Below are 21,079 nucleotides of genomic sequence, written 5' to 3' on the forward strand. Positions count from 1 at the left end.
GATCCATCTACCAGGAGCTTCACCATTTCACCCGCAACGACACACCCCACCAGCCCTGACCCGCAAAGATCAGGATGAAAAAGGCTCATTGAAATTGCGGAAGTAGTCCACAGCCGTCGGTGTGTCGTGGCCCGACACGCCGTGGTTCCGCAGTTTCAATTGAAACTGCGGAACCACTCACCGCAACGAGCGATCACCCCGAAGAGATCACTCCGAAGAGATCCTCTGAGGAGATCACTCCGAGGAGATCACTTCGAGGAGATCACTTCGAGGAGATCACTCCGAGGAGATCACTTCGAGGAGATCGCTTCGAAGAGATCCTCTGAGGGCATCGTTCGAGGGGATCGTTCGGGGGATCAGTTCGAGAAGCTTGCGGCGAGGGCTACGAGGCTTCGGGCCGCGAAGCCCGTGCCTCCCGACACCACCTCCGCGTAGTCCTTGTCCGCCCGGGCCGGGCCCGCGATGTCCAGGTGCGCCCACGGCAGGCCCCCCGTGAACTCGCGCAGGAACAGCGCCGCCGTGATGCCGCCGGGCCCAGGCGGCGTCTGCTTCACGTCCGCGAGCCGGCCCTTCACGTCTTCCGCGTGGTCCTCCAGCAGCGGCATCCGCCACCAGGCCTCGCCGACCCGCTGCCCGGCCTCCCGGACGCGGTCGGCCAGCTCGCCGTCGGTGGCGAACAGCCCGCCGGTGCGCAGGCCCAGGGCGACCTTCATCGCGCCGGTCAGCGTCGCGACGTCCACCAGCAGGTCCGGCTCCAGCCGGTCCACCGCGTAGGCGAGTGCGTCGGCGAGCACCATGCGGCCCTCGGCGTCGGTGTTGCCGACCTCGGTCGTGGTGCCGCCGTAGTGCCGGACGATGTCGCCGGGCCGGTACGCGCTGCCGGACACGTGGTTCTCCGCCGACGGCACCAGGCCGGTCACCCGGACCGGCAGCTCCAGCCGGGCGATGGTCAGCAGCGCGCCGATCACCGCCGCGCCGCCGGACATGTCGGTGCGCATCAGGTGCATGCCCTCAGCGGGCTTGATCGAGATGCCGCCGGTGTCGAAGGTGATGCCCTTGCCGACCAGCACCAGGTGCGGGCCCTCGACGTCCTTCGGCCGGTAGGTCAGCTCCAGCAGCCGGGGCGGCCGCGACGAACCGCCGCCGACCGCGAGGATCCCGCCGAAACCGTTGTCGGTCAGCCACTTCTCATCCCGCACCACGGCGGTCAGGTCCGGCACGTCGGCGGCCAGCTCGGCGGCGACGCCGGTGAACCAGGCCGGGTCCTTGATGTTCGAGGGAGCGTTGGCGAGATCGCGGGCCAGCGCGGTGGCCGCCGCCAGCTCGCGGGTGCGCCGGACCTGCTCGTCCAGCGCCGCCACGTCGGCGCCTTCCGGCGCCACCAGCAAGACCTTCCGCAGCCGCGGCGGGGTCGGCTTGGCGGTCACCCGGAACCGGTAGCCGCCCAGCGCCAAGCCCAGCGTCAGCGCTGAAACCGCTTCGCCGTCGACGTCGTCGGGCAGCCGGATCTGGAGGTAGTCCGCGTCGGAGGCGTCCCCGAGGTCGCCGACCTCGTCGTCGGACTCCGCCGCCTGGTCCAGCCTCGCGCGCAGCGCGCGTGCGAGCGCCGCTCCGGCGCTGCGCCACTTCACCGGCTCGCCCGAGCCGACACCCACGACCCAGCCGACGCCACCCGACGGCAGGGGCAGCGCGCGGACGTCACCGGCCGACGAGGTAGCGCCTACGGCCTGCAGCACCGCGATGTCCACATCGAACGGTTCGGCTGCCGCCGCCAGGTCCGGGCCCGACTCGCCGTCGAAGACCGCGACCGCGCCCGGCACGCCGTCCCGCCACTGCCGCACGACGTCCACTTCGACCAGTGACGTCGGGATGGCGGGCAGCGCCGGGTCCGCGTCGCGGACCGGCTGGGCGGAGCGGAACACTGAAGAACCGGACACGAGAAGACCTTCCTGCACGGCTGGCCGCGCGCATTCGACTGCCTGCCCTCGAAACGGCTGAACCGGAACGAGTTCAACGACAGCTGTAGAAGTTACCGTCCTCGCACGTCCGGTCACGATGCGCGCCCGAACGAAGGCCCCCGGACGATCACGGGGGCGGGGCGAGGACTTGCCTGCCATCGACGACGGCCCCGGTGCCACCCATGGCACCGGGGCCCGACCGCGGCGAAGAAGCTCGCCACTCGTCGTCGACTCGATTGCGTTGTCGCCTCGGGCGTTGGGGGCAGCGCCGCTACCCCGACCGCCGGCCGGCGGCCTCAGCCGGTGGCCGACTCCAGGGCGTCGCCCAGGTTCTTGGCCTCCTCGACCGACATCTCGACGACGAGCCGCCCACCACCCTCAAGCGGGACGCGCATCACGATGCCGCGTCCCTCCTTAGTCACCTCGAGGGGACCGTCACCGGTCCGGGGCTTCATGGCCGCCATAGCGTGCTCCCTCCGTGAACTCTTCCCCCGCTGGTCGCCACAACCAGCTCGGGTCCTCCCCCATTCTCCCCCATCCCGAGGCGGGGACGAAACCGAACCGATCAACTCGTGTCGCCCGTGCGCTGGTCGAATGCCCGCGGGGGCTGGCAGACTCACGTCCCGTGCGGGCTGTTCCGGTGCATTCCGGCGCGACCGTCGGCGCCTCTGGGCCGACGGTCCGCGCCCGGCGCCGGAATGGTCCCCGCGGCGCTCGACCACTACCCGGGCGACCAGCCACAACACTGTCTACTCGGGACTTCGCGCGACCCCCGGAGTCCACTTTGGAAAGTCGAGCGGCGATCTCGCGACCCGCCACAACGGACCGCAGGAAGAGGAGTGCGAAGTGACCGACGTGCTGCTGACCGAGGACACCGCAGGTGTGCGCCTGCTCACGCTGAACCGCCCCGAGTCGTTCAACTCGCTCGACGTCGAGCTCAAGCAGGCCCTGATCACCGCGCTGCGGGAGGCCGCCGCCGACGACTCGGTGCGCGCCCTGGTGATCACCGGCGCGGGGAAGGCGTTCTGCGCGGGCCAGGACCTCAAGGAGCACGTCGCGCTGCTGAACTCCGGCGACCCGGCGCCGCTGAACACGGTCGAAGAGCACTACAACCCGATCATCCGGGCCGTGACGAGCATGCCGAAGCCGGTGATCGCCGCGGTCAACGGCACCGCCGCCGGGGCGGGCGCGTCGCTGGCCTACGCGTGCGATCTGCGGGTGGCCTCGACGAACGCGAAGTTCCTGATGGCCTTCGCCAACGTCGGGCTGTCGACGGACTCCGGCGCGTCGTGGACGCTGCCGAGGCTGATCGGCTACGGCCGGGCGATGGAACTGCTGCTGCTGGCCGAGCCGGTGGCCGCCGAGGAGGCGATGCGGATCGGCATGGTGAACCGGGTCGTCGACGCCGGTGACGCCGTCGCGGCGGCCACCGAGCTGGCCAAGCGGATGGCGGCCGGGCCGACCAGCGCCTACGCCCGGATCAAGGAGGCGATGCTGGCGGCGGCCGCCGAGGGCCTGGCCGAGGCGCTCGCCGTGGAGGCGGGAGCGCAGGCGGAGGCCGGGGCGACGGCCGACCACCGGGAGGCCGTCGCGGCGTTCGTCGAGAAGCGAACCCCCCACTTCACCGGCCACTGAGGCACCCCTGGGTCGTGAGTGTTTTGGGCTGCTTCAGCGCTCCAACACACTCACGACCCATGACCAGCGGAAACGTCAGCCTGCGCGCCGACAGGTGGCAAGGCCCGGTGGTGCACAGCACGTCGTGGGGCTGAGGTACGTGAAGGCCTCGGCACCGAATCAGCCGGTTTCCCCGCCGCCCGAATAGCCGCGGCAGAACGCCGCGAAAGCAGTCAGCGACCGGCGCATGCCCCAGACGAAGGCCGGCCGCACCACCGGCCAGACCAGCGCGCCGCCGGGCGGCAGCACCAGCCGTTCCCACCACAAGAACGTCGACGCCGCATTGCCGCACCGGACCACGTCAAACCCGCCGTCGCCGACGATCAGCCGTCCGTGGTGGCGCACCCGGCAGGTCTGCGGCGGCCGCCATTCGACGATCTCCATCCGGTCCACGACGCCGAACCCACGGAAGCCGGTGACCGCCACCAGCTGCGCGCCGGGCCCGTCGGGGCCGCCGAGCGCGTGCACCTCGGTGCCCAGCATCCACTCGCCCTGCCGCGCCCAGTCCGTCGCCGCTGCCCACACCACCTCGGGCGGCGCCTCGACCGGCACGCTCAGCCGCAGCTCGACCGGGCGCACCGGTCAGCCCTCCGGCTCGTCGGGACGCCCGGCCCGGGCCTCCTGCAGCTGCTCGCCCGCGGCGTCGAGCTGCCGCTCCAGGACCGCGATCCGGCCGTGCAGTTCGTCGAGTTCCCCGGCGAGGCGCTCCAGCGCCCAGTCCACCTCCGACGCCTTGTAGCCGCGGAGGACCTGCTGGAACCGCAACGCGCGCACGTCGGCGCCCTCGATGTCGGCCGGGGGCAGGCGGGTCGGGGTCGAGCCCGGCGGCAGCGGCGCGAGCTGCTCGCCGCGGCCGAAGACCAGCGAAGCCAGCAGGTAGGCCACCGCAGCGACCGCGAGCACCACGAACAGGTAGATGAGCGCACTAGCCACGGTCGTCAATCGTGGCACGAACGGCGAACCGCCGCGGCCACGGTCAGGTCTTGGCGGGCGCGGCCTCGAGCACGCCCTCGATGGCGGAGGTGAACTCGCGCCAGGCGCGGCGCTCGTTCTGCAGCGTCTGCACGCCGGTCTGGGTCAGGCGGTAGGTACGGCGCTGCCGCCCGCCGACGGTGCTCCAGGTGCTCTGCACGTAGCCGGCGCGCTCCAGTCTGCGCAGCGCCGGATATACGGTCCCGGTGGGCAGATCAAGGGCGCCGCCACTGCGTTCCTGCAGCGCCTCGATGATCGCGTAACCATGCAAGGCCCTGCCGTCGAGCGTGGCCAGCAGCAGGGCGTCCAGGTGGCCGCGGAGCGCATCAGCCTTCACAAGTAGCGACTCTACGGTCATTTGCGACCACTGTCACCGGCCTTGCGCAAGAGGACCTAGGTCCTTTCGCGATCCGGACTCCGAATGACGTCCATCACAGTGCGCCGTTCGGGTGGCGCAAACCCGAAAATCCGTTGACAGCACTCGATTCCCGCCACACTGCGGTGTCGGACGTACCGGGCGAGCGATCAGGAGCCGATTGCCGTGTCCAACGACAGCGCCCAGGAAACCACCGGTGCTTCGCGACTCGACGCCGAGACGACCTTCGCCCCGCGGCAGCAGGCCCTCGACCAACTCCGCTCGTACCTCGCGATGCTCGTCGACGTGATCGACCAGCACCCGGAGGCGAGCATGGAGCGGGACGAGGCGCAGTGGCGGCTGGAGGAGCTCGTCGACGAGCTGGCCAGGACGCCGCCGAGCCCGCCGCGCGTCCAGTCCCGGTGGCTGCGGCTGGTCCCGGTGCTCCGGGAGGTCCGCCCGGACGTGCCGATCGCGATCCTCACCCAACTGCTCAATCGGGCCGTCGGCAACCTCTGAACCGCTCACCGCCTCGTGAGCGCTGATGCCGGTTCTTACCGGATCGAGCGCTCACGAAGCCTCAGGCGAGGGCGCGGAGGACCTGGTCCGGCGGGTGGGTGCCCGCGATGGCCGCGACCATCTCGACCGTCCGGCGGGTCTCCAGCACGTGGTGCGCGCGGAAGATCCGGGCGCCGCCCCAGGCCGCGATCGCGGTGGCCGCCAGCGTGCCCTCCAGGCGCTCCGTCACCTCCGCGCCCAGCGTCTCGCCGATGAAGTCCTTGTTGGACAACGCCATCAGCACCGGCCAACCGGTGGCCACCAGCTCGCCGACCCGCCGCAGCAGCGCCAGGCCGTGCCAGGTGTTCTTGCCGAAGTCGTGGGTCGGGTCGATCAGCACGCCGTGCGCGGGCACCCCGAGCCGCACCATCCGCTCGGCCCGCTCGACGAGTTCGGCCGTCACCTCGGCGACCACGTCGGCGTAGCGGGGCCGGTACGGGTCGGTGCGCGGCGGCAGGCCGCCGGTGTGCGAGCACACCACGCCGACGCCGAACTCGGCCGCCACCTCGGCGAGCAGCGGATCGGCGCCCGCCCAGGTGTCGTTGAGCAGGTCCGCCCCGGCCTCGCACACCTGCCGGGCCACGTCGTGCCGCCAGGTGTCGACGCTGATCACCAGGTCCGGGTGGCGTTCCCGGACCGCGGCGACGAACGGCACCACCCGCTCGATCTCCTCGGCGGCGTCCACCGTCTCGCCCTGCGCCCCGGCGCGGACCCCGCCGATGTCGATGATGTCCGCGCCGTCGGCGACGGCCCGGTCCACGGCGGCGGTGGCCGCATCGGCGGCGAAGGTCCGCCCCCGGTCGAAGAACGAGTCGCGGGTGCGGTTGACGATCGCCATCACCAGCGGTCGGTCTTGGGGCATGTCCTTGTCGCGGAACCGGAGAGCCTGCACAACCCCAGATCCTGGCACGCCATCGGCCGTTGGAGGTACACGGACCGGCTTGCGTTGTGGTGCGAGTGGCGGAACCTCAGGCACCCGGTTCCCGGCTTGCGGCGCAGGCGTCGAGCGCCTCGTCGACGTCGGTGGCCACCGTGAGCGCGTCCAGCGAGTGCCGGGTGGCGAATCCGGTGTCCACCAGGCCGTGCAGCCAGTCCAGCAGGCCGCGGTAGTGGCCGTCCGGGTCGAGCAGCACGACCGGCTTGGCGTGCATGCCGATGTAGCGGGCGGTCCAGATCTCGAACAGCTCCTCGCAGGTGCCGATGCCGCCGGGCAGCGCGAGGAACGCCGTCGCGTGCGCGTCCATCAGGCCCTTGCGCTCCCGCATCGTGTCCACGACCAGCAGCTCGTCGGCATCGGTGTCGGCGACCTCGAGGTCCACCAGGGCGCGCGGGATGACGCCGACGGTCCGGCCGCCGCCGGCCCGCGTCGCCCGGGCGACCTCGCCCATCATCGACACGCGCCCGCCACCGGAGACCAGCGACCAGCCCCGCTTGGCGATCTTGGTGCCCACCTCCGCCGCCAGGTCCAGGTGTTGTTGCGGCACCGGGCGCGATGCGCAGTAGACGCAGACGGCGACGTCCACAGTGGTCTCCTCGGGCTCAACGCTGCTCAATGAGTGGCCTCCCACGCCTCGTACGCCTCCTGCACGATGCTGACCGCGTCGTCGATGTCGTCGGTGAGGTGCAGCAGCGCGAGGTCCTTGTCGCCGATCTTGCCCGCGGCGTGCATGCTGTCGCGGATCCAGTCGTACAGGCCCTGCCAGTAGGACTTGCCGAACAGCACCACCGGGAACTTGGTGACCTTCTTGGTCTGCACCAGGGTCAGCGACTCGAACAGCTCGTCCATGGTGCCGAAGCCACCGGGCAGGCAGACGAACGCCTGCGCGTACTTGATGAACATCGTCTTGCGGACGAAGAAGTAGCGGAAGTTGACGCCGAGATCCACCCACGGGTTGAGGCCCTGCTCGAACGGCAGCTCGATGCCGAGCCCGATGGACAGCCCACCGGCCTCCGACGCGCCGCGGTTGACGGCCTCCATCGCGCCCGGGCCGCCGCCGGTGATCACCGCGCAACCGATCTTCGCCAGCGCCGCGCCGAGCTCGACGCCGGTGGCGTACTCCGGGTGCTCCCGCGGCGTCCGCGCCGAACCGAACACGGTCACCGCGCGCGGCACCTCGGCGAGCGCGCCGAAGCCCTCCACGAACTCGGACTGGATGCGCATCACCCGCCACGGATCGGTGTGCACCCAGTCCGACGGGCCGCGCGAGTCCAGCAGCCGCTGGTCGGTGGTGGTGGGTTCGCGCAACCTCGACCGGCGCAGCACCACGGGTCCGCGTTGCTTCTCCTGGGGGCGCTCCGAGCCGTTCGGCTCGCCCCACGGGCCTTCGATCGTCATGTGGTCGAGAGTACGCACGGGCCCTCGGCCCCCGGCGCCTGCCCGGCCACCGCGCCGAGCGGGGAAATGCCTGTTCACGAGGGATTCACACGAGCGTGCGGCGGCGTACGATACGAAGAAAAGATCTAGTGGTGCCGGCGATGCCGGCCGTGCACACCACGCAGATCACCCGATCTACGCAGGCGCCGGAGACGGGTCGCCGGGCAAGGCCAGAAGTCGAGCCCGGGAGCCAGCCATGCTCATCGAACTGCTGATCCTCATCATCGCCCTGGGTGTTGTCTACGTCGCCGCGAGCGTCAAGGTCATCAAGCAGTACGAACGCGGCGTGGTGTTCCGCTTCGGCCGCCTGCAGGAGCTGACCCGCGGACCCGGGCTGACCACGATCGTCCCGGTGATGGACCGGATGCGGAAGGTCAACCTGCAGATCGTCACCATGCCGGTGCCCGCCCAGGAGGGCATCACCCGCGACAACGTGACCGTCCGGGTTGACGCGGTCGTGTACTTCAAGGTCGAGGACCCGGCGCGCGCGATCGTCAACGTCGAGGACTACCTCTTCGCCATGGGACAGGTCGCGCAGACTTCGCTGCGTTCGATCATCGGCAAGAGCGACCTGGACGACCTGCTGTCCAACCGCGAACGGCTCAACCAGGGCCTGGAGCTGATGATCGACAGCCCGGCGCTGGGCTGGGGCGTGCACATCGACCGGGTGGAGATCAAGGACGTCTCGCTGCCGGAATCCATGAAGCGCTCGATCGCCCGCCAGGCCGAAGCGGAACGCGAGCGGCGTTCGCGAGTCATCTCGGCGGACGGCGAGTTCCAGGCGTCCCGCAAGCTCGCCGACGCGGCCCACGTCATGGCCGACACCCCGGCCGCGCTCCAGCTCCGCCTGCTGGAAACGGTCGTCGAGGTGGCGGCGGAGAAGAACTCGACCCTGGTGCTGCCGTTCCCGGTCGAACTCCTCCAGTTCGTCGACACCGCGAAGCGCATCGGCGCGACGGGCGAAGCCCCGAGCGCAAAGCCGGCGGAGCTCCCCGACGCGGCGCACGAAGCAGCGGAACTCACCGACGCGGAGCGCGAAGCAGCGAAGCTCCCCGCATCGGAGCCGGCGGCGGAGCTGCCGCGGCAGCGTGAGGGCACGGCCGCCGACGGCAGGAGGCCGCGCGCCGCGGAGCGCTCGGAGAGCGCGGACAGCGACGAGGAGTCGATGCTGGGCATCGCCTGACCGCGCGTAGCGCGGGCTTCAGGCGAAGAAGCGGCGGAGGACGTCGGCGCAGCGGCGGATCTCCGCGGTCGCCACGTGCTCCTGCTTCGTGTGCGCGAGGGTCGGCGAGCCCGGGCCGAAGTTCACCGCCGGGAGGCCTCGGGCCGCGAACCGCGCCACGTCGGTCCAGCCGAGCTTCGCGACCGGCTCCGACCCCGACGCTTCGACCAGCTGCGCCGCCGCCGGCGAGGTCAGTCCGGGCAAGGCGCCCTGGGCGCCGTCGGTCACCACGACCTCGAAGCCGTCGAAGACCTCGCGCAGGTGTGCTTCGGCCTCCGCCAGCGACTTGTCCGGGGCGAACCGGTGGTTCACCGTCACCACGCACGAGTCCGGCACCACGTTGCCCGCGACGCCGCCCTCGATCCGCACCGCCTGCAGACCCTCGCGGAACTGCAGGCCGTCGATCACCGGGTTGCGCGGCGTGTACTCGACCAGCCGCTGCAGCACCGGCTGCGCGGCGTGGATCGCGTTGACGCCCATCCACGCGCGGGCCGTGTGCGCGCGGGCGCCGGTGGTGCGCACCTCCACCCGCATCGTGCCCTGGCAGCCCGCCTCGATCGCGGCGTTCGAGGGCTCGCACACCACCGCCAGATCGCCGGCCAGCCACTCCGGCAGCTCCCGCTCGATCCGGTTCAGGCCGTTGCGCTCGGCTTCCACCTCTTCGCAGTCGTAGAACACGAACGTCAGGTCGTGCCGCGGTTCCGGGAGCGTCGCGGCGAGGTGCAGCATGACCGCGTCGCCGCCCTTCATGTCGACCGTGCCGCAGCCGTGCAGGACCTCCTCGGCGCCCGAACCGGTGCGCCGCACCGGGAGGTTGTCGTTGATCGGCACGGTGTCCAGGTGCCCGGCGAGCACCACTCGCGAGTCCCGCCCGAGGTTCGTGCGCGCCAGCACGGCGTCGCCGTTGCGCACCACTTCGAGGTGCGGCGCCTGGTCGCGCAACGCCTGCTCCACCGCATCGGCGATGGCCTTCTCCCCGCCGGAGACGCTGGGGATGTCCACCAGCGCGGCGGTGAGTTCGACGGGGTCAGCGGTGAGATCCAACGGCGCAGTCACGCCCCGGAGGCTACCCGGACGCCCGGATAGCGGCGGGACCAGCGGTTCAGTCCTGTGAACAGGTGGGAAACGGATCCGCGCAACCGCCGTCCAAGCCGTGATCATCGCGCTAGGCTTCCGCCGCTGGAGGTGGGCATGGACTACACGGTCAATCCCGATGCGCTCAGGAAGGCCGGCGCGAGCGCGAAGTCGGCGGGCGAGCAGGCCGGGCAGGTGAAGCTGGGGCCGCCGGCCGAGGACATCTCCGAGGCGATGCCCGGCGGCAAGTCCGAGGGGGCGTCGAAGCAGGTCGCGCAGAGCTGGGACAAGGCGATCAAGTCCTGGAGCCAGGCCGCCGCGCAGCACGGCGAATCGCTGACCGCGAGCGCCGACGGGTACCAGCAGTCCGACGAGTCGAGCGCGGCGGACATCGACCGCGTCGGCACGCAGGCCGGGAGGTAGGCGGCAACATGGTGTCCTTCGCCGACGTGCGCCGCTGGAAGCCGGAGGGCCTCGACGCCGTCCACAACGACCTCGGAAAACGCCGCGACGACCTCGTCAACCTGCAGGACGAGCTGGACGGCGCGAAGAATCCGGAGGGCTGGAGCGGCGAAGCCGCCGACGGCTCCGCGAAGCAGCACGAGAAGCTGGTGTCGGACATGCGCTCGCTGGTGGCCGAGGTCGCCACCGTGCGGGTCGCGGTGGCCGCGGCGGCCGACGACGTCGCCAGGATCAAGCAGCAGATCCAGCAGGCCGACCACGAGGCGCAGGCCAACGGCTTCGAGATCACCGAGGAAGGCGGCGTCCGCGACGTCAAGCCGCCCCAGGACGTGCCGGAAGACCAGCTGGAGCAGGTCAAGCAGCAGCGCATCCAGGTCCGCGACAAGCTCGTCGAGACGATCGAGAAGATCCTCGACGACGCCGAGCAGGCCGACGCCGAGCTCGCCAAGGCGCTGACCTCCGCGGAGCAGGACAAGATCGAGCCAGGCAAGGGCGACTCCCTGGCCGACGCCGCGAACACCGACGACATCCAGGCCCTCGCCGCCTCCGCCGGGAAGCCGAAGGACGATTCGCCGAAGGCGGCGGCGGAATGGTGGAAGTCGCTGTCCGACGAGCAGCGCGCGGCGCTGCGGGAGAACCCGCCCGAATGGCTGGGCAACCGCGACGGCATCCCCGCCGAGGTCCGCGACGAGGCCAACCGCGGCCGCATCGACGACGTGCGCAACGACCTCGAACAGCAGAAGAGGCAGCTGGAGCAGGGCGGCGTTTCCGAGGACGAGAAGGAAAAACTCCAGCAGGTCAACGACAAGATCAAATCGCTGGACGAGGTCGAGAAGACCATCGCCAAGGAGGACCCGCCGCGCCAGCTGCTGGTCCTCGACAGCAGCGGCGAGCGGATGAAGGCCGCCGTCGGGGTGGGCAACGTCGACACCGCCGACCACGTCTCGGTGTACACGCCCGGCTACGGGACCACCGTCCAGGGCAGCCTCGGAAACTACGACTCGAAGATGCAGGAACTGGTCAAGGAGTCGAAGGCCGAGCTCCTCCGCAACGGCAAGGACGACAGCGTCGCCGCGGTCGCCTGGCTCGGCTACGAAGCCCCGCAGAAGTCCGAGGACACGGACGTGTTCGGCGACTCGGTGATCAGCTCCAACTCCGCCCAGGAAGGCGGCGAGAAGCTGAACAACTTCTACAAGGGCATCAACGAGTCCCGGGACACCGACCCGCACCTGACCGCGATCGGCCACTCCTACGGCTCCACCACCACCGGCTACGCCCTGCAGGGCGGCGGCCACGGCGTCGACGACGCGATCATCTTCGGCTCCCCCGGCATCGGCACCAACGACATCGAGGACCTGCACGTCCCCGAGGGCCACGCCTACCGGCTGGAGGCCAAGAACGACCAGGTCGCGGACTTCGCCCGGTTCGGCGGCGACCCGTCCCACATGGACGGCTTCAAGGACCTGTCCACCGAGAAGTCGAACGAGGGCAAGGGCGTCGAGGGCCACAGCGACTACCTGGACACCGAGACCACCAGCCAGCACAACATGGCCTCGGTGGTCGCGGGCCTCCCGGACAACACCGTGGAGGGCAAGACCAACGGCGTCGGGGATGTGATCTCCTACGTCCCGCACCAGGCCCAGGAAGCCGGCTCCGCGATCTACGACTTCGGCGAGAAGACGGTGTCCGGTGCCAAGGACCTGGGTGAGAAAACGGTGTCCGGCATCAAGGACTTCTTCTCATGAGAAAGCTCGTCCTGTTCGTCCTCTGCGGTCTGCTCGCCGCCGGTTGCGCGAGCGGACCCGAACCGTCCGACGGGGGAAACGTGGCAGACCCGCTCAGCATGTTGCGGCAGCGACCGTCCATGGAGGAGATCACCGCCCGCTACGAGGAGATGCAGCAGAAGCTGCGGGACCGGCTCTCCGCCGACCTCGGCCTGGCGACGCCGTGGATCAACAAGGGCGACCCCGGCCAGGCCGCCTGCCAGGGCAAGGAGCTCTCGCACGTCGACGGCGCCGAACAGCACAGCCTGGACACCTGGGCCTACGAGGGCAACATCCCGGACACCCAGTGGGAGCGGGCCCAGCAGATCGGGATCGACGTGACCAAGGAGTACGGCTTCAAGGAGCTGGAGATCGTGGTCAACCGGCCCGGCGACCACAAGGTCGAGATGCGCGACGAGTTCGGCGCGCAGCTGCAGTTCGGCACCAAGGTGAACACGATCCTGAGCCTGCGCACCGGCTGCCACCTCCTCCAGTCCGCCAAGGGCTGATCCCGCCCGCGGCCGCCGGCCACGAGTCCACCGGGCTTGCGGCCGGCGGCCGCGTGATCTCTCGCTTCGAAAGGCAAAGACCGCTCCATGGTGTCGTTCGCCGACGTGCGTCGCTGGAAACCCGATGCGCTGGAGGAGGTTTTCCGCACCCTCGGCAAGCGCCGCGACGAGCTGGTCGGGCTCGACGACGACCTCCATGCCGCGCGCAACCCGGAGGGCTGGACGGGCGAGGCGGCGGAGAGCTCCGCCAAGCGGCACGCCGAGCTCGGCAAGGACCTGCACCGGCTGGTCGCCGAAGTCGACGGCGTCCGCGACGCCGTCGGCAAGGCAGCCGAAGAGGTGGAGCAGATCAAGAAGCGGCTCGACGCGACGGAGCACCAGGCGCGCGCCAACGGCTTCGAGATCACCGAGGACGGCGGCATCCGCGACGCCGCACCGCCGCAGGACGTGCCCGCCGAGGAGATCGAGCGGGTCAAGCAGCAGCGGCTGCGCGCCCGCGACGAGCTGGCCGCGGCGGTCGAATCGATCCTCGACGACGCCGAGCGCACCGACGCCGAACTGGCCAAGACGCTGACCGCGGCGGAACAGGACGAGATCCAGCCCGGCGCCGCCCCGGCGCAGACCATGGCCGCCAAGGCCCCCGAGGACGGCGGCCCGTCGGAGAACGCCAAGTGGTGGAAGTCGTTGTCGGACGCCGAACGCGAGGCGTACACCAAGAATCCGCCCGCCTGGCTCGGCAACCGCGACGGCATCCCGGCCGAAGTCCGGGACAAGGCCAACCGCGCCCGCATCGCCGGCGAGCGATCCGCGCTGCAGGCCCGCAAGGACGAGCTGCGTGAGGGCGGCGTTTCCGGCGACGAGGAAGAGGAGCTCGCGAAGGTCGACGCCAAGCTCAAGTCGATCGCCGCGGTGGAGCAGATGCTGGCGCGCGGCGACCGCCAGCTGCTGCTGCTCGACACCGGTGGCGAACGGGCGAAGGCGGCGGTCGCCGTGGGCAATGTGGACACCGCCGACCACGTCTCGGTGTACACGCCGGGCATGAACACCACCGTCGACGGCTCGCTCAACGCCGACAAGCAGATGGACCAGCTGCGCAGGCAGGCCCAGTTCGAGAGCGACCGGCACGGCGACGGCGGCAAGGTCGCCGCGGTCACCTGGGTGGGCACCGAGTTCCCGCAGCGGAGCGAGGTCACCGACCTGGACCGCTCGGTGGCCACCGCCAAGCTGGCGGAGGACGGCGGCAAGAAGCTCGCCTCCTTCTGCGAGGGCATCAACGCCTCGCGGGACGACGACCCGCACCTGACCGCGATCGGCCACTCCTACGGCTCCACGATCACCGGCTACGCGATGCAGGAGCAGGGCCACGGCGTCGACGACGCGGTGTTCTCCGGCTCGCCAGGAGTGGGCACCGACGACGTCGAGGACCTCAACGTACCGGCCGGGCACTCGTACCGGATCGAGGCGAAGAACGACTGGGTGGCCGACCTGGGTCGCTTCGGCGGCGACCCCAGCCACCTGGACGGGATGACGGGCCTGTCCGCGAAGGAATCCGAGCACGGCAAGGGTGTCGAAGGCCACAGCAGCTACTTCGCGCCGGACAGCACGAGCCAGTACAACATGAGCACGGTGGTCGCCGGACTGCCGGATCGGGCGGTCAAGGACGGCGGCCGCGGGATCGGCGACGTGATCTCCGGCATGATCTCCTGAGGCGACCGCCGCCAGCACCCGACCGTACGGGGGAATCGTGGACGACCCGCGCAACCTGCTCCGCCAGCGCCCCAGCATCGAGGAGATCAGCGAGCGCTACGAACAGATGCAGCAGCGGCTGCTGGACCGGCTCAACATCGAGGTCGGGCCGCTGAAGTGGGCGGTGTCGGACCCGGTCAGCCGGGCCGGCTGCACCGAGTTCCCGGACGTCCACGAGGCGGAGAGCCGGGTGCTGGAGTCGTGGCGGGCGCCGGGCAACCTGCCCGACTCGGAGTGGTCGCTCGCGGTGGAGATCGTCCAGGAGATCACCGCCGAGTACGGCTTCGACGAGCCCGAAATCATCGTGAACCGCAGCGGCGACCACGAGATCATCGGCAACGACCAGTACGGCGCGGTCTACCAGTTCGGCACCGCCGCCAACACGGTCCTGATGATCACCACCGGCTGCCACCTGCTGGCCGCCGCCAAGGGCTGACGCCGTTCTCGCGCGAAAACGGCGCGGCACCCGGTCGGCGGCACCCGTGGCGGCCACCCCTGCGGGCCGCCGCCACCTGCGCCGATTACCGTTTCGGGTATGAGTGCACAGTCTCCCGACCCGCAGACCACGGGCGCCCACGGCGTCGGCCTGGCCACCGTGACCGACGACGGCACGGTGCTGGACACCTGGTTCCCGACCGTCAAGCTCGGCGAGCCGGGCCGGTCCGGCAGCACGCGGCTGTCCGCCGAGGAGGCGGCCGAGTCCCTCGGCGAGGCCGGGGCCGCCCTGCTCGGGCGGGACGAGGCCCGCGGCGTCGAGGTCGTCGCGGTGCGCACCGAGATCGGCCGCCTCTCCGACGAAGCGGTCGACGCGCACGACATCTACCTGCGCCTGCACCTGCTGTCGCACCGCCTGGTCCGCCCGCACGGTCAGACCCTGGACGGCATGTTCGGCCTGCTCGCCAACGTCGTGTGGACCAACCACGGCCCGTGCCCGGTGGAGGGCTTCGAGGCGACCCGGCTGCGGCTGCGGGCGCGCGGCCCGGTCACCGTCTACAGCGTCGACAAGTTCCCGCGCATGGTCGACTACGTCGTGCCGTCCGGGGTCCGCATCGGCGACGCCGACCGGGTCCGGCTGGGCGCGCACCTCGCCAGCGGCACCACCGTGATGCACGAGGGCTTCGTCAACTTCAACGCCGGCACGCTGGGCGCGTCGATGGTGGAGGGCCGGATCTCGGCGGGCGTCGTCGTCGGCGACGGCTCGGACGTCGGGGGCGGCGGCTCGATCATGGGCACCCTCTCCGGCGGCGGCAAGGAGGTCATCTCCATCGGCGAGCGCTGCCTGATCGGCGCCAACGGCGGGGTGGGCATCTCGCTGGGCGACGACTGCGTCGTGGAGGCGGGCCTGTACATCACGGCGGGCACGAAGGTGACGCTGCCGGACGGCACCATCACCAAGGCGCTGGAGCTGTCCGGCTCGGACGGCCTGCTGTACCGCCGCAACTCCACCACCGGCACGATCGAGGTCACCGCCCGGACCGGCGGCAAGGTCGAGCTGAACGCGGCGCTGCACGCCAACGACTGACCCGAGGCAAGGCGAAGGGCACCTCCGGCCGGGGGTGCCCTTCGTGCTTCCTGCGGGCGGGATCCGCTGGATGGACGAGGCGGCGGCCGGGGCGGCCGGTTTTATCATGAGCAATGGCCATCAGCTGGCAACGACGAGACCTCACGGGCGTCGTCGACCTGCCCGCCGAGCCCCGCACGGCTGACCGGCGGGCACCGCTCGCCGAGCACATCAGGGCCGGGCTGGACGCCCGGCTGCGCGCCCTGATCTCGCACGACCCCGGCACCCGGCAGGGCGAAGATCCCGAGGAACTGCACCAGATGCGGGTCTCGGTGCGCCGGATGCGGGCGATGCTGCTGTCGGGTCGGCGGTTCCTGGACCGGGACTGGTCGGAGCCGTTGCGCGCGGAGCTGGGCTGGCTGGGCAGGGCCCTCGGCCCGGTTCGCGATCTCGACGTGCTGCTGGAGCGGCTGCGCGCGGAGAGCGCCGATCTCCCGGCCGACGAACGCGCCGCGGCGGCCCGGCTGATCTCCGGCCTGGAGGCCGAGCACGGCCTGGCCAGGGTGGAGATGCTCGCGGCGCTGGACAGCGACCGCTACCTCGCCCTGCTCCGCTCGATCTCGGACTCGCTCCGCGCCGGACTGCCGACGCCGGAGTCCGATGCGGACACCGAACGCGAGTTGCGCAGGCTGGTCCTCGGCCAGTTCCGCAAGGTCCGGAAATCCGTTGCGCGGCTGCCAGAAACGCCCGCCGACGACGAGCTGCACGCGCTGCGCATCCGGGGCAAGCGAGTGCGCTACACGGCGGAACTGGCGCAACCGGCGTTCGGCAAGCCGATGCAGCAGCTGATCAAGGCGGCGAAGCAGTTCCAGGACGTGCTCGGAGAGCACCAGGACGCCTGCGTGGCCGAAGAACGCGTTCGCGGCCTCCTGCGCGGCTTCGGCGAGAACGTCGACGCCGCGGTCGCGTTCGTGGCGGGCCGCTTGGTGGAGCGGGAGCAGGCGCGCAAAGCGGAGCGCCGCGCCCAGTGGTGGCCGGCGTGGGAAGCGCTCGACGCCGCAGCCGCTGAGATCTGAAGGTTTCCCAGGCAAAAGCCCGTGAGCGGTTTGGGGCGCTCTAGCACCCCAAACCGATCACGGGCCTTTACCAGCGATAGCGGTCCGGTGGCCGGATCACTCGCTCAGGCGCTTGGCGGCCGCGGCGATGCGCTCGTCCGACGCGGTCAGGGCGATGCGGACGTGGCGCTCCCCCGCCGGGCCGTAGAAGGTGCCCGGCGCCACGAGAATTCCCCGCTGCGCCAACCAATCCACCGTCTGCCAAGCATCGTCGCCGCGGGTCGCCCACAGGTACAGGCCCGCCTGCGAGTGCTCGATGCGGAACCCCGCCGCCTCCAGCGCGGGCCGCAACACCGCCCGCCGCGCCGCGTAGAGCTCGCGCTGCACGCCCACGTGCGCATCGTCGCTCAGCGCGGCGGTGATCGCCTCCTGCACCGGCCGCGGGACGATCATCCCGGCGTGCTTGCGCAGCTCCAGCAGGCCCCGCACCAGATCCGGATCACCGGTGAAGAACCCGGCGCGATACCCCGCCAGGTTCGAGGACTTCGAAAGCGAGTGCACGGCGAGCACGCCGCGGAAGTCGGAGCTCACCGAGGGGTGCAGCACCGAAACCGGCTCGGCGTCCCACCCGAGCGCGAGGTAGCACTCGTCCGAGGCGACGACCGCGCCGAGCTCCCGCGCCGCCCGCACCGAGTCGGCGAGCTGCTGGGCGTCCAGCACCCGGCCGGTCGGATTGGACGGGGAGTTCAGCCACAGCAGCCGGGTACCGGCCGGCGGCAGCTCGCCGGGCGCGAGCCGGACCACCTCGGCGCCGGCGATCTTCGCGCCGACCTCGTAGGTCGGGTACGCCAGCTCCGGGATCGCGACGAGGTCACCGGGCCGGACGCCGAGCAGCGTCGGCAACCAGGCCACCAGTTCCTTCGAACCGATGGTCGGCACCACCGCGTCCGGCTCCAGGCCGAAAACGCCGTAGCGCCGCTCCATCGAGGCGACGGCGGCCTCCCGGAGCTCCGGGGTTCCGTGCGTGGCCGGGTAGCCCGGCTGATCGGCCACCGCCGACAGGGCCCGCCGCAGGTCCTCCGGCACCGGGTCGACCGGCGTGCCGACCGACAGGTTGACGATGCCGTCCGGGTGCGACCGGGCCGTCTCGGTCTGGGCCGCCAGCGAATCCCACGGGAAGTCCGGCAGCTGCGGGCCCCGAAGCCCGGGCACCGCAGCACCTGGGCCGGTCGCGGAACTCATTCGCCCTGCGGGGGCAGGCTGGTGACGGGCTCGACGTCCTTGTTGACCTTGCCCACCTTCGCCGCACCACCCGGCGAGCCGAGCTCGTCGAAGAAGTCCACGTTCGCCTTGGTGTAAGCGGCCCACTCCTCCGGCACGTCGTCCTCGTAGTAGATGGCCTCCACCGGGCAGACCGGTTCGCAGGCACCGCAGTCGACGCACTCATCGGGGTGGATGTAGAGCATCCGCCCGCCCTCGTAGATGCAATCGACAGGGCATTCCTCGATGCATGCCTTGTCGAGCACGTCGACGCAGGGCTCGGCGATCACGTAGGTCACGGTTGCTCTCCTGCTCGAAGCGTTGTCCTAATCGCGCTCAGGAACCTCCTGAGGCGACTGCTGACAGTATCTCTCGTACCCACCCTGGACACGTAACTGGTCCCACAGCGCGAGAGCCGGACCGACTCTACGACGCCGGGGTTAACGCCGTAAACCATTGCGCCGCAACCATTGCGCGCCGAACCGCCCCACCTTGCGCAGGGCAGATCTTTCTCCCAGGTAGCCGCCCACGACGCCGACGACCGGGACGCTGCCGATCAACTCGTGGTAGAAGCGGCCCTGCGGCCGCTTGTCGAGTTCCGAATCGATCTCCCACAGCGCACGTGCCATTCGCCACACCGTGCGCACGACGGCCTTCGGCGTCGCCCGGCCGTGCTCGCGCCGCGCGGCGTCGAGGTCCTCGGTGAGCTCCGAGACCCGCTCGTCGTCCTCGGCGCGCCCGGCCGCCAGCTCGTCCGACAACTCGCGCCCCAGCAGCACCTCGGCGATCAGCTGCACCTTGACGGCCCGATCGGTCACGCCGTGCTCGGCGGCGATGGCGCACAGCACCAGGCCCTGGCCGGTGATGCCCAGCGCGTTGCGGATCGGCAGCCGCGAGGTGATGACGCCGCCGAACCGGGGCAGCCCGGCGACCAGCGCGAGGAACCGCCCGACCCGGGAGGCCCACCAGTCGCAGCGCTGCTCGACGGACATCGCGTCCCACGCGGAACTTCCCGGCACCTGCATCCCGTCCAGCTGCCGCAGGACCTTCCGCAACGCCCCGTCGGCGTCGAGATCGCCGGACCGACCGCGCAGCCGCAGCGGATCGGACTCCCGCAGCGCGTCCAGCACAGGCGCGGTCGCCCGCACGAACGGCCGCAGCACCGCCGCGATCCGCTCGTCGGTCAGCACCTCAGCCATGTCGCTTCGCGTTCTTGCCCAGCACGATTCCAAGCATCATCGCGCTGGGCAGGGCGCCGCCACCGATCAGCAGCAGGGCGCGCCAGTCGTTGAGCAGCACTATGTCGCCGCCCGGCCCGAACAGGCCGAACACGAAAACCGTCGCGAACCACACCAGCAACGGGGCCCCGGCGATCCGGCGCCGCGGCGAGATCCGCGCGGCCTCGGCCACCAGCAGCGGCGTGGTCACCACCGCCAGCGCGGCGGTGACCGGGAACTGCACGGAGCCGATGTAGGACGGGAGGAACAACAGCTCGATCAAGGCCAGCAGAAGGGCATTGAGCAGCAGAAAACCGAGCAGCACGCGGTCGCGAGCGGTCAACGGTCGCCCACCGGCTCGGTTCCGCTCACCCCGAGCCCGCCGAAGAGATCGGCCTGGCAGCCCTGCGGATCACCCGTCGCCAGCACGTAGTGCTCGGTCGTCACGATCGGCTGCGCGACGCCGTTGGACAGCGCGTACGCCGCCACGCCCTCGCCGTTGTGCCACTGATCCAGCCACACCTTCACCTGCGTGCCGTGCGCTCGCAGGGCGCTGATCTTCGCCGGCAGGTGCTCGGAGACGTCGACGACCGTGGTGATCGATTCGTCCTCGACGCTGGCCAGCTCGTGCGGTTCGGGCAGCTCGAAGGGCATGTCCGCGGCCTCCGCCAGCCCGGCGAGCCCCTTCGCGAGCTCGTCGCGGGACGGGACCGCGTAGAACACCCGCTGGACCTCGGGAACCTTCGCGGCCGCCGCGACGGTCACCTCGTGGGCGCGGACGTGGTCCGGATGGCCGTAGCCACCGTCGGCCGCGTAGCTCACGACGACCTGCGGCTTCACGTCCCGCAGCACGGCTTCCAGCGCATCGGTCTGCTCCTGCAGGTCACCGACGGCGAAGGCGCGCGGGTGCGCGTCGGGCAGCGCGCCCGCCTGACCGGGCTGCTCCCAGAGCATCCCCGAGTCGCGCCAGCGGCCGATGCCGCCGAGGAACCGGTGATCGGCCACCCGCAGCGCGGCGCAGGCCGAGCGCAGCTCGCCGACGCGATAGCCGCCGAGCTGGTCGGCCTGGTCCGAAGCCAGGCCGCGCAGGCTCTCGGGGATGACCTCGCCCTCCTCGCCGAGGGTGCAGGTCACCACCACCACCTGCACGCCACGAGCGGCGTAGCGGGCGATCGTCCCGCCGGTCCAGAGGGTTTCGTCGTCTGGGTGCGCGTGTACCAGCAGCAACCTCGGTGGGGCCGTCAGCGTCACCGGTCCAGACTAATCTGCGGCGCACACCACACTGCGCACGGTAGCCGCATTACCCCGAACGCCCGAATCGGCGCGCCGCGAACGGCGCACCCCGATCGCGGCAACCACCCGGCTCCGACCCGCCCGCG

24 protein-coding genes are annotated in these 21,079 nt (G+C 71.0%); 10 read left to right on the forward strand and 14 right to left on the reverse strand.

Annotation, left to right across the window (positions count from 1 at the left end; translation table 11 throughout):
* Positions 1–356: 356 nt before the first annotated feature.
* Together AB0H93_RS22920 and AB0H93_RS22925 are read right to left on the reverse strand one after the other, a co-directional pair.
* A complete protein-coding gene (locus AB0H93_RS22920; RefSeq protein WP_358575054.1) occupies positions 357–1,937 on the reverse strand; it encodes a leucyl aminopeptidase in 1,581 nt (526 codons plus the stop codon).
* Positions 1,938–2,254: 317 nt separating this feature from the next.
* A complete protein-coding gene (locus AB0H93_RS22925; RefSeq protein WP_009949794.1) occupies positions 2,255–2,422 on the reverse strand; it encodes a DUF3117 domain-containing protein in 168 nt (55 codons plus the stop codon).
* Between the two features lie 382 nt (positions 2,423–2,804).
* On the opposite strand from AB0H93_RS22925, the gene AB0H93_RS22930 reads away from it, so the two are divergent.
* On the forward strand, positions 2,805–3,593 hold the full coding sequence (locus tag AB0H93_RS22930; protein WP_358575055.1) for an enoyl-CoA hydratase-related protein: 789 nt from the start codon (positions 2,805–2,807) through the stop codon (positions 3,591–3,593).
* Positions 3,594–3,752: 159 nt separating this feature from the next.
* Here the strand turns inward: AB0H93_RS22930 and AB0H93_RS22935 are convergent, their stop codons facing one another.
* From AB0H93_RS22935 to AB0H93_RS22945, 3 genes are read right to left on the reverse strand one after another with little or no spacing between them, the layout of a single operon-like run.
* Positions 3,753–4,211 carry an SRPBCC family protein gene (locus tag AB0H93_RS22935; protein WP_358575056.1) on the reverse strand — a complete coding sequence of 153 codons (459 nt, stop codon included), beginning with the start codon at positions 4,209–4,211 and terminating at the stop codon, positions 3,753–3,755.
* Between the two features lie 3 nt (positions 4,212–4,214).
* Complete coding sequence (locus AB0H93_RS22940; protein ID WP_358575057.1) at positions 4,215–4,565, reverse strand: DivIVA domain-containing protein; 351 nt, start codon at positions 4,563–4,565, stop codon at positions 4,215–4,217.
* 43 nt (positions 4,566–4,608) lie between these two features.
* Positions 4,609–4,941, reverse strand: a complete 333-nt coding sequence (locus tag AB0H93_RS22945; protein WP_093273407.1) for a helix-turn-helix transcriptional regulator — start codon at positions 4,939–4,941, stop codon at positions 4,609–4,611.
* A gap of 204 nt (positions 4,942–5,145) precedes the next feature.
* On the opposite strand from AB0H93_RS22945, the gene AB0H93_RS22950 reads away from it, so the two are divergent.
* A complete protein-coding gene (locus AB0H93_RS22950) occupies positions 5,146–5,478 on the forward strand; it encodes a hypothetical protein (protein WP_358575058.1) in 333 nt (110 codons plus the stop codon).
* A 61-nt stretch (positions 5,479–5,539) separates the two neighbouring features.
* Here AB0H93_RS22950 and folP read toward each other — a convergent pair whose 3' ends face one another.
* The 3 genes from folP to AB0H93_RS22965 all read right to left on the reverse strand — a co-directional run bounded on the left by folP (position 5,540) and on the right by AB0H93_RS22965 (position 7,852).
* Positions 5,540–6,409, reverse strand: coding sequence for a dihydropteroate synthase (gene folP / locus AB0H93_RS22955; protein WP_358575059.1), 870 nt, complete (start codon positions 6,407–6,409; stop codon positions 5,540–5,542).
* 76 nt (positions 6,410–6,485) lie between these two features.
* Entirely contained in the window at positions 6,486–7,070 is a 585-nt protein-coding gene (locus AB0H93_RS22960) for a TIGR00730 family Rossman fold protein (RefSeq protein WP_358575060.1), read from the reverse strand.
* Positions 7,067–7,852, reverse strand: coding sequence for a TIGR00730 family Rossman fold protein (locus AB0H93_RS22965; protein ID WP_358575061.1), 786 nt, complete (start codon positions 7,850–7,852; stop codon positions 7,067–7,069). The genes AB0H93_RS22960 and AB0H93_RS22965 overlap by 4 nt, the downstream gene beginning before the upstream one ends.
* Positions 7,853–8,087: 235 nt before the next feature.
* Between AB0H93_RS22965 and AB0H93_RS22970 the strand changes: the two genes are divergently transcribed.
* A complete protein-coding gene (locus AB0H93_RS22970; RefSeq protein ID WP_358575062.1) occupies positions 8,088–9,074 on the forward strand; it encodes an SPFH domain-containing protein in 987 nt (328 codons plus the stop codon).
* An 18-nt stretch (positions 9,075–9,092) separates the two neighbouring features.
* Here the strand turns inward: AB0H93_RS22970 and dapE are convergent, their stop codons facing one another.
* Positions 9,093–10,169: a succinyl-diaminopimelate desuccinylase gene (gene dapE / locus AB0H93_RS22975; protein WP_358575063.1), complete on the reverse strand. Its 1,077-nt coding sequence runs from the start codon at positions 10,167–10,169 to the stop codon at positions 9,093–9,095.
* A 135-nt stretch (positions 10,170–10,304) separates the two neighbouring features.
* On the opposite strand from dapE, the gene AB0H93_RS22980 reads away from it, so the two are divergent.
* The 7 genes from AB0H93_RS22980 to AB0H93_RS23010 all read left to right on the forward strand — a co-directional run bounded on the left by AB0H93_RS22980 (position 10,305) and on the right by AB0H93_RS23010 (position 17,244).
* Complete coding sequence (locus AB0H93_RS22980) at positions 10,305–10,610, forward strand: hypothetical protein (RefSeq protein WP_358575065.1); 306 nt, start codon at positions 10,305–10,307, stop codon at positions 10,608–10,610.
* Between the two features lie 8 nt (positions 10,611–10,618).
* A complete protein-coding gene (locus AB0H93_RS22985; protein ID WP_358575066.1) occupies positions 10,619–12,394 on the forward strand; it encodes an alpha/beta hydrolase in 1,776 nt (591 codons plus the stop codon).
* On the forward strand, positions 12,391–12,921 hold the full coding sequence (locus tag AB0H93_RS22990; protein WP_358575067.1) for an LppA family lipoprotein: 531 nt from the start codon (positions 12,391–12,393) through the stop codon (positions 12,919–12,921). Before AB0H93_RS22985 ends, AB0H93_RS22990 begins: the two co-directional genes overlap by 4 nt.
* Before the next feature lie 87 nt (positions 12,922–13,008).
* Positions 13,009–14,628: an alpha/beta hydrolase gene (locus tag AB0H93_RS22995; protein ID WP_358575069.1), complete on the forward strand. Its 1,620-nt coding sequence runs from the start codon at positions 13,009–13,011 to the stop codon at positions 14,626–14,628.
* A gap of 37 nt (positions 14,629–14,665) precedes the next feature.
* Positions 14,666–15,103 carry an LppA family lipoprotein gene (locus tag AB0H93_RS23000; RefSeq protein WP_358575070.1) on the forward strand — a complete coding sequence of 146 codons (438 nt, stop codon included), beginning with the start codon at positions 14,666–14,668 and terminating at the stop codon, positions 15,101–15,103.
* 99 nt (positions 15,104–15,202) lie between these two features.
* Positions 15,203–16,189, forward strand: a complete 987-nt coding sequence (dapD, locus tag AB0H93_RS23005) for a 2,3,4,5-tetrahydropyridine-2,6-dicarboxylate N-succinyltransferase (protein WP_358575072.1) — start codon at positions 15,203–15,205, stop codon at positions 16,187–16,189.
* A gap of 113 nt (positions 16,190–16,302) precedes the next feature.
* Positions 16,303–17,244 carry a CHAD domain-containing protein gene (locus tag AB0H93_RS23010; protein WP_358575074.1) on the forward strand — a complete coding sequence of 314 codons (942 nt, stop codon included), beginning with the start codon at positions 16,303–16,305 and terminating at the stop codon, positions 17,242–17,244.
* Between the two features lie 96 nt (positions 17,245–17,340).
* Here the strand turns inward: AB0H93_RS23010 and dapC are convergent, their stop codons facing one another.
* From dapC to mshB, 5 genes are all read right to left on the reverse strand, one after another.
* Positions 17,341–18,465 (reverse strand): succinyldiaminopimelate transaminase, encoded by a 1,125-nt coding sequence (gene dapC / locus AB0H93_RS23015; protein ID WP_358575075.1) that lies wholly within the window; start codon positions 18,463–18,465, stop codon positions 17,341–17,343.
* The gene (gene fdxA, locus AB0H93_RS23020) at positions 18,462–18,782 is read right to left on the reverse strand and encodes a ferredoxin (RefSeq protein ID WP_093273442.1); all 321 of its coding nucleotides are present in this window, start codon (positions 18,780–18,782) and stop codon (positions 18,462–18,464) included. Before fdxA ends, dapC begins: the two co-directional genes overlap by 4 nt.
* A 141-nt stretch (positions 18,783–18,923) precedes the next feature.
* Positions 18,924–19,682: a hypothetical protein gene (locus tag AB0H93_RS23025; protein WP_358575076.1), complete on the reverse strand. Its 759-nt coding sequence runs from the start codon at positions 19,680–19,682 to the stop codon at positions 18,924–18,926.
* Entirely contained in the window at positions 19,675–20,043 is a 369-nt protein-coding gene (locus AB0H93_RS23030; protein ID WP_132483156.1) for a hypothetical protein, read from the reverse strand. The genes AB0H93_RS23025 and AB0H93_RS23030 overlap by 8 nt, the downstream gene beginning before the upstream one ends.
* On the reverse strand, positions 20,040–20,951 hold the full coding sequence (mshB, locus tag AB0H93_RS23035) for an N-acetyl-1-D-myo-inositol-2-amino-2-deoxy-alpha-D-glucopyranoside deacetylase (protein ID WP_358575078.1): 912 nt from the start codon (positions 20,949–20,951) through the stop codon (positions 20,040–20,042). The genes AB0H93_RS23030 and mshB overlap by 4 nt, the downstream gene beginning before the upstream one ends.
* Between the last annotated feature and the right edge of the window lie 128 nt (positions 20,952–21,079).

The sequence above is a fragment of the Saccharopolyspora sp. NPDC050642 genome (assembly GCF_040654735.1).
Lineage (GTDB): Bacteria > Actinomycetota > Actinomycetes > Mycobacteriales > Pseudonocardiaceae > Saccharopolyspora > Saccharopolyspora elongata.

Excerpts from the sequence above, each read along its gene's own strand:
- AB0H93_RS22965 (WP_358575061.1), bottom strand. The coding sequence starts at position 7,852 with ATGACGATCGAAGGCCCGTGGGGCGAGCCGAACGGCTCGGAGCGCCCC.
- AB0H93_RS22995 (WP_358575069.1), top strand. The coding sequence starts at position 13,009 with ATGGTGTCGTTCGCCGACGTGCGTCGCTGGAAACCCGATGCGCTGGAG.
- AB0H93_RS22925 (WP_009949794.1), bottom strand. The coding sequence starts at position 2,422 with ATGGCGGCCATGAAGCCCCGGACCGGTGACGGTCCCCTCGAGGTGACT.
- AB0H93_RS22985 (WP_358575066.1), top strand. The coding sequence starts at position 10,619 with ATGGTGTCCTTCGCCGACGTGCGCCGCTGGAAGCCGGAGGGCCTCGAC.
- AB0H93_RS23010 (WP_358575074.1), top strand. The coding sequence starts at position 16,303 with ATGGCCATCAGCTGGCAACGACGAGACCTCACGGGCGTCGTCGACCTG.
- AB0H93_RS22980 (WP_358575065.1), top strand. The coding sequence starts at position 10,305 with ATGGACTACACGGTCAATCCCGATGCGCTCAGGAAGGCCGGCGCGAGC.
- AB0H93_RS22990 (WP_358575067.1), top strand. The coding sequence starts at position 12,391 with ATGAGAAAGCTCGTCCTGTTCGTCCTCTGCGGTCTGCTCGCCGCCGGT.
- dapC (WP_358575075.1), bottom strand. The coding sequence starts at position 18,465 with ATGAGTTCCGCGACCGGCCCAGGTGCTGCGGTGCCCGGGCTTCGGGGC.
- AB0H93_RS22970 (WP_358575062.1), top strand. The coding sequence starts at position 8,088 with ATGCTCATCGAACTGCTGATCCTCATCATCGCCCTGGGTGTTGTCTAC.
- AB0H93_RS23025 (WP_358575076.1), bottom strand. The coding sequence starts at position 19,682 with ATGGCTGAGGTGCTGACCGACGAGCGGATCGCGGCGGTGCTGCGGCCG.
- dapD (WP_358575072.1), top strand. The coding sequence starts at position 15,203 with ATGAGTGCACAGTCTCCCGACCCGCAGACCACGGGCGCCCACGGCGTC.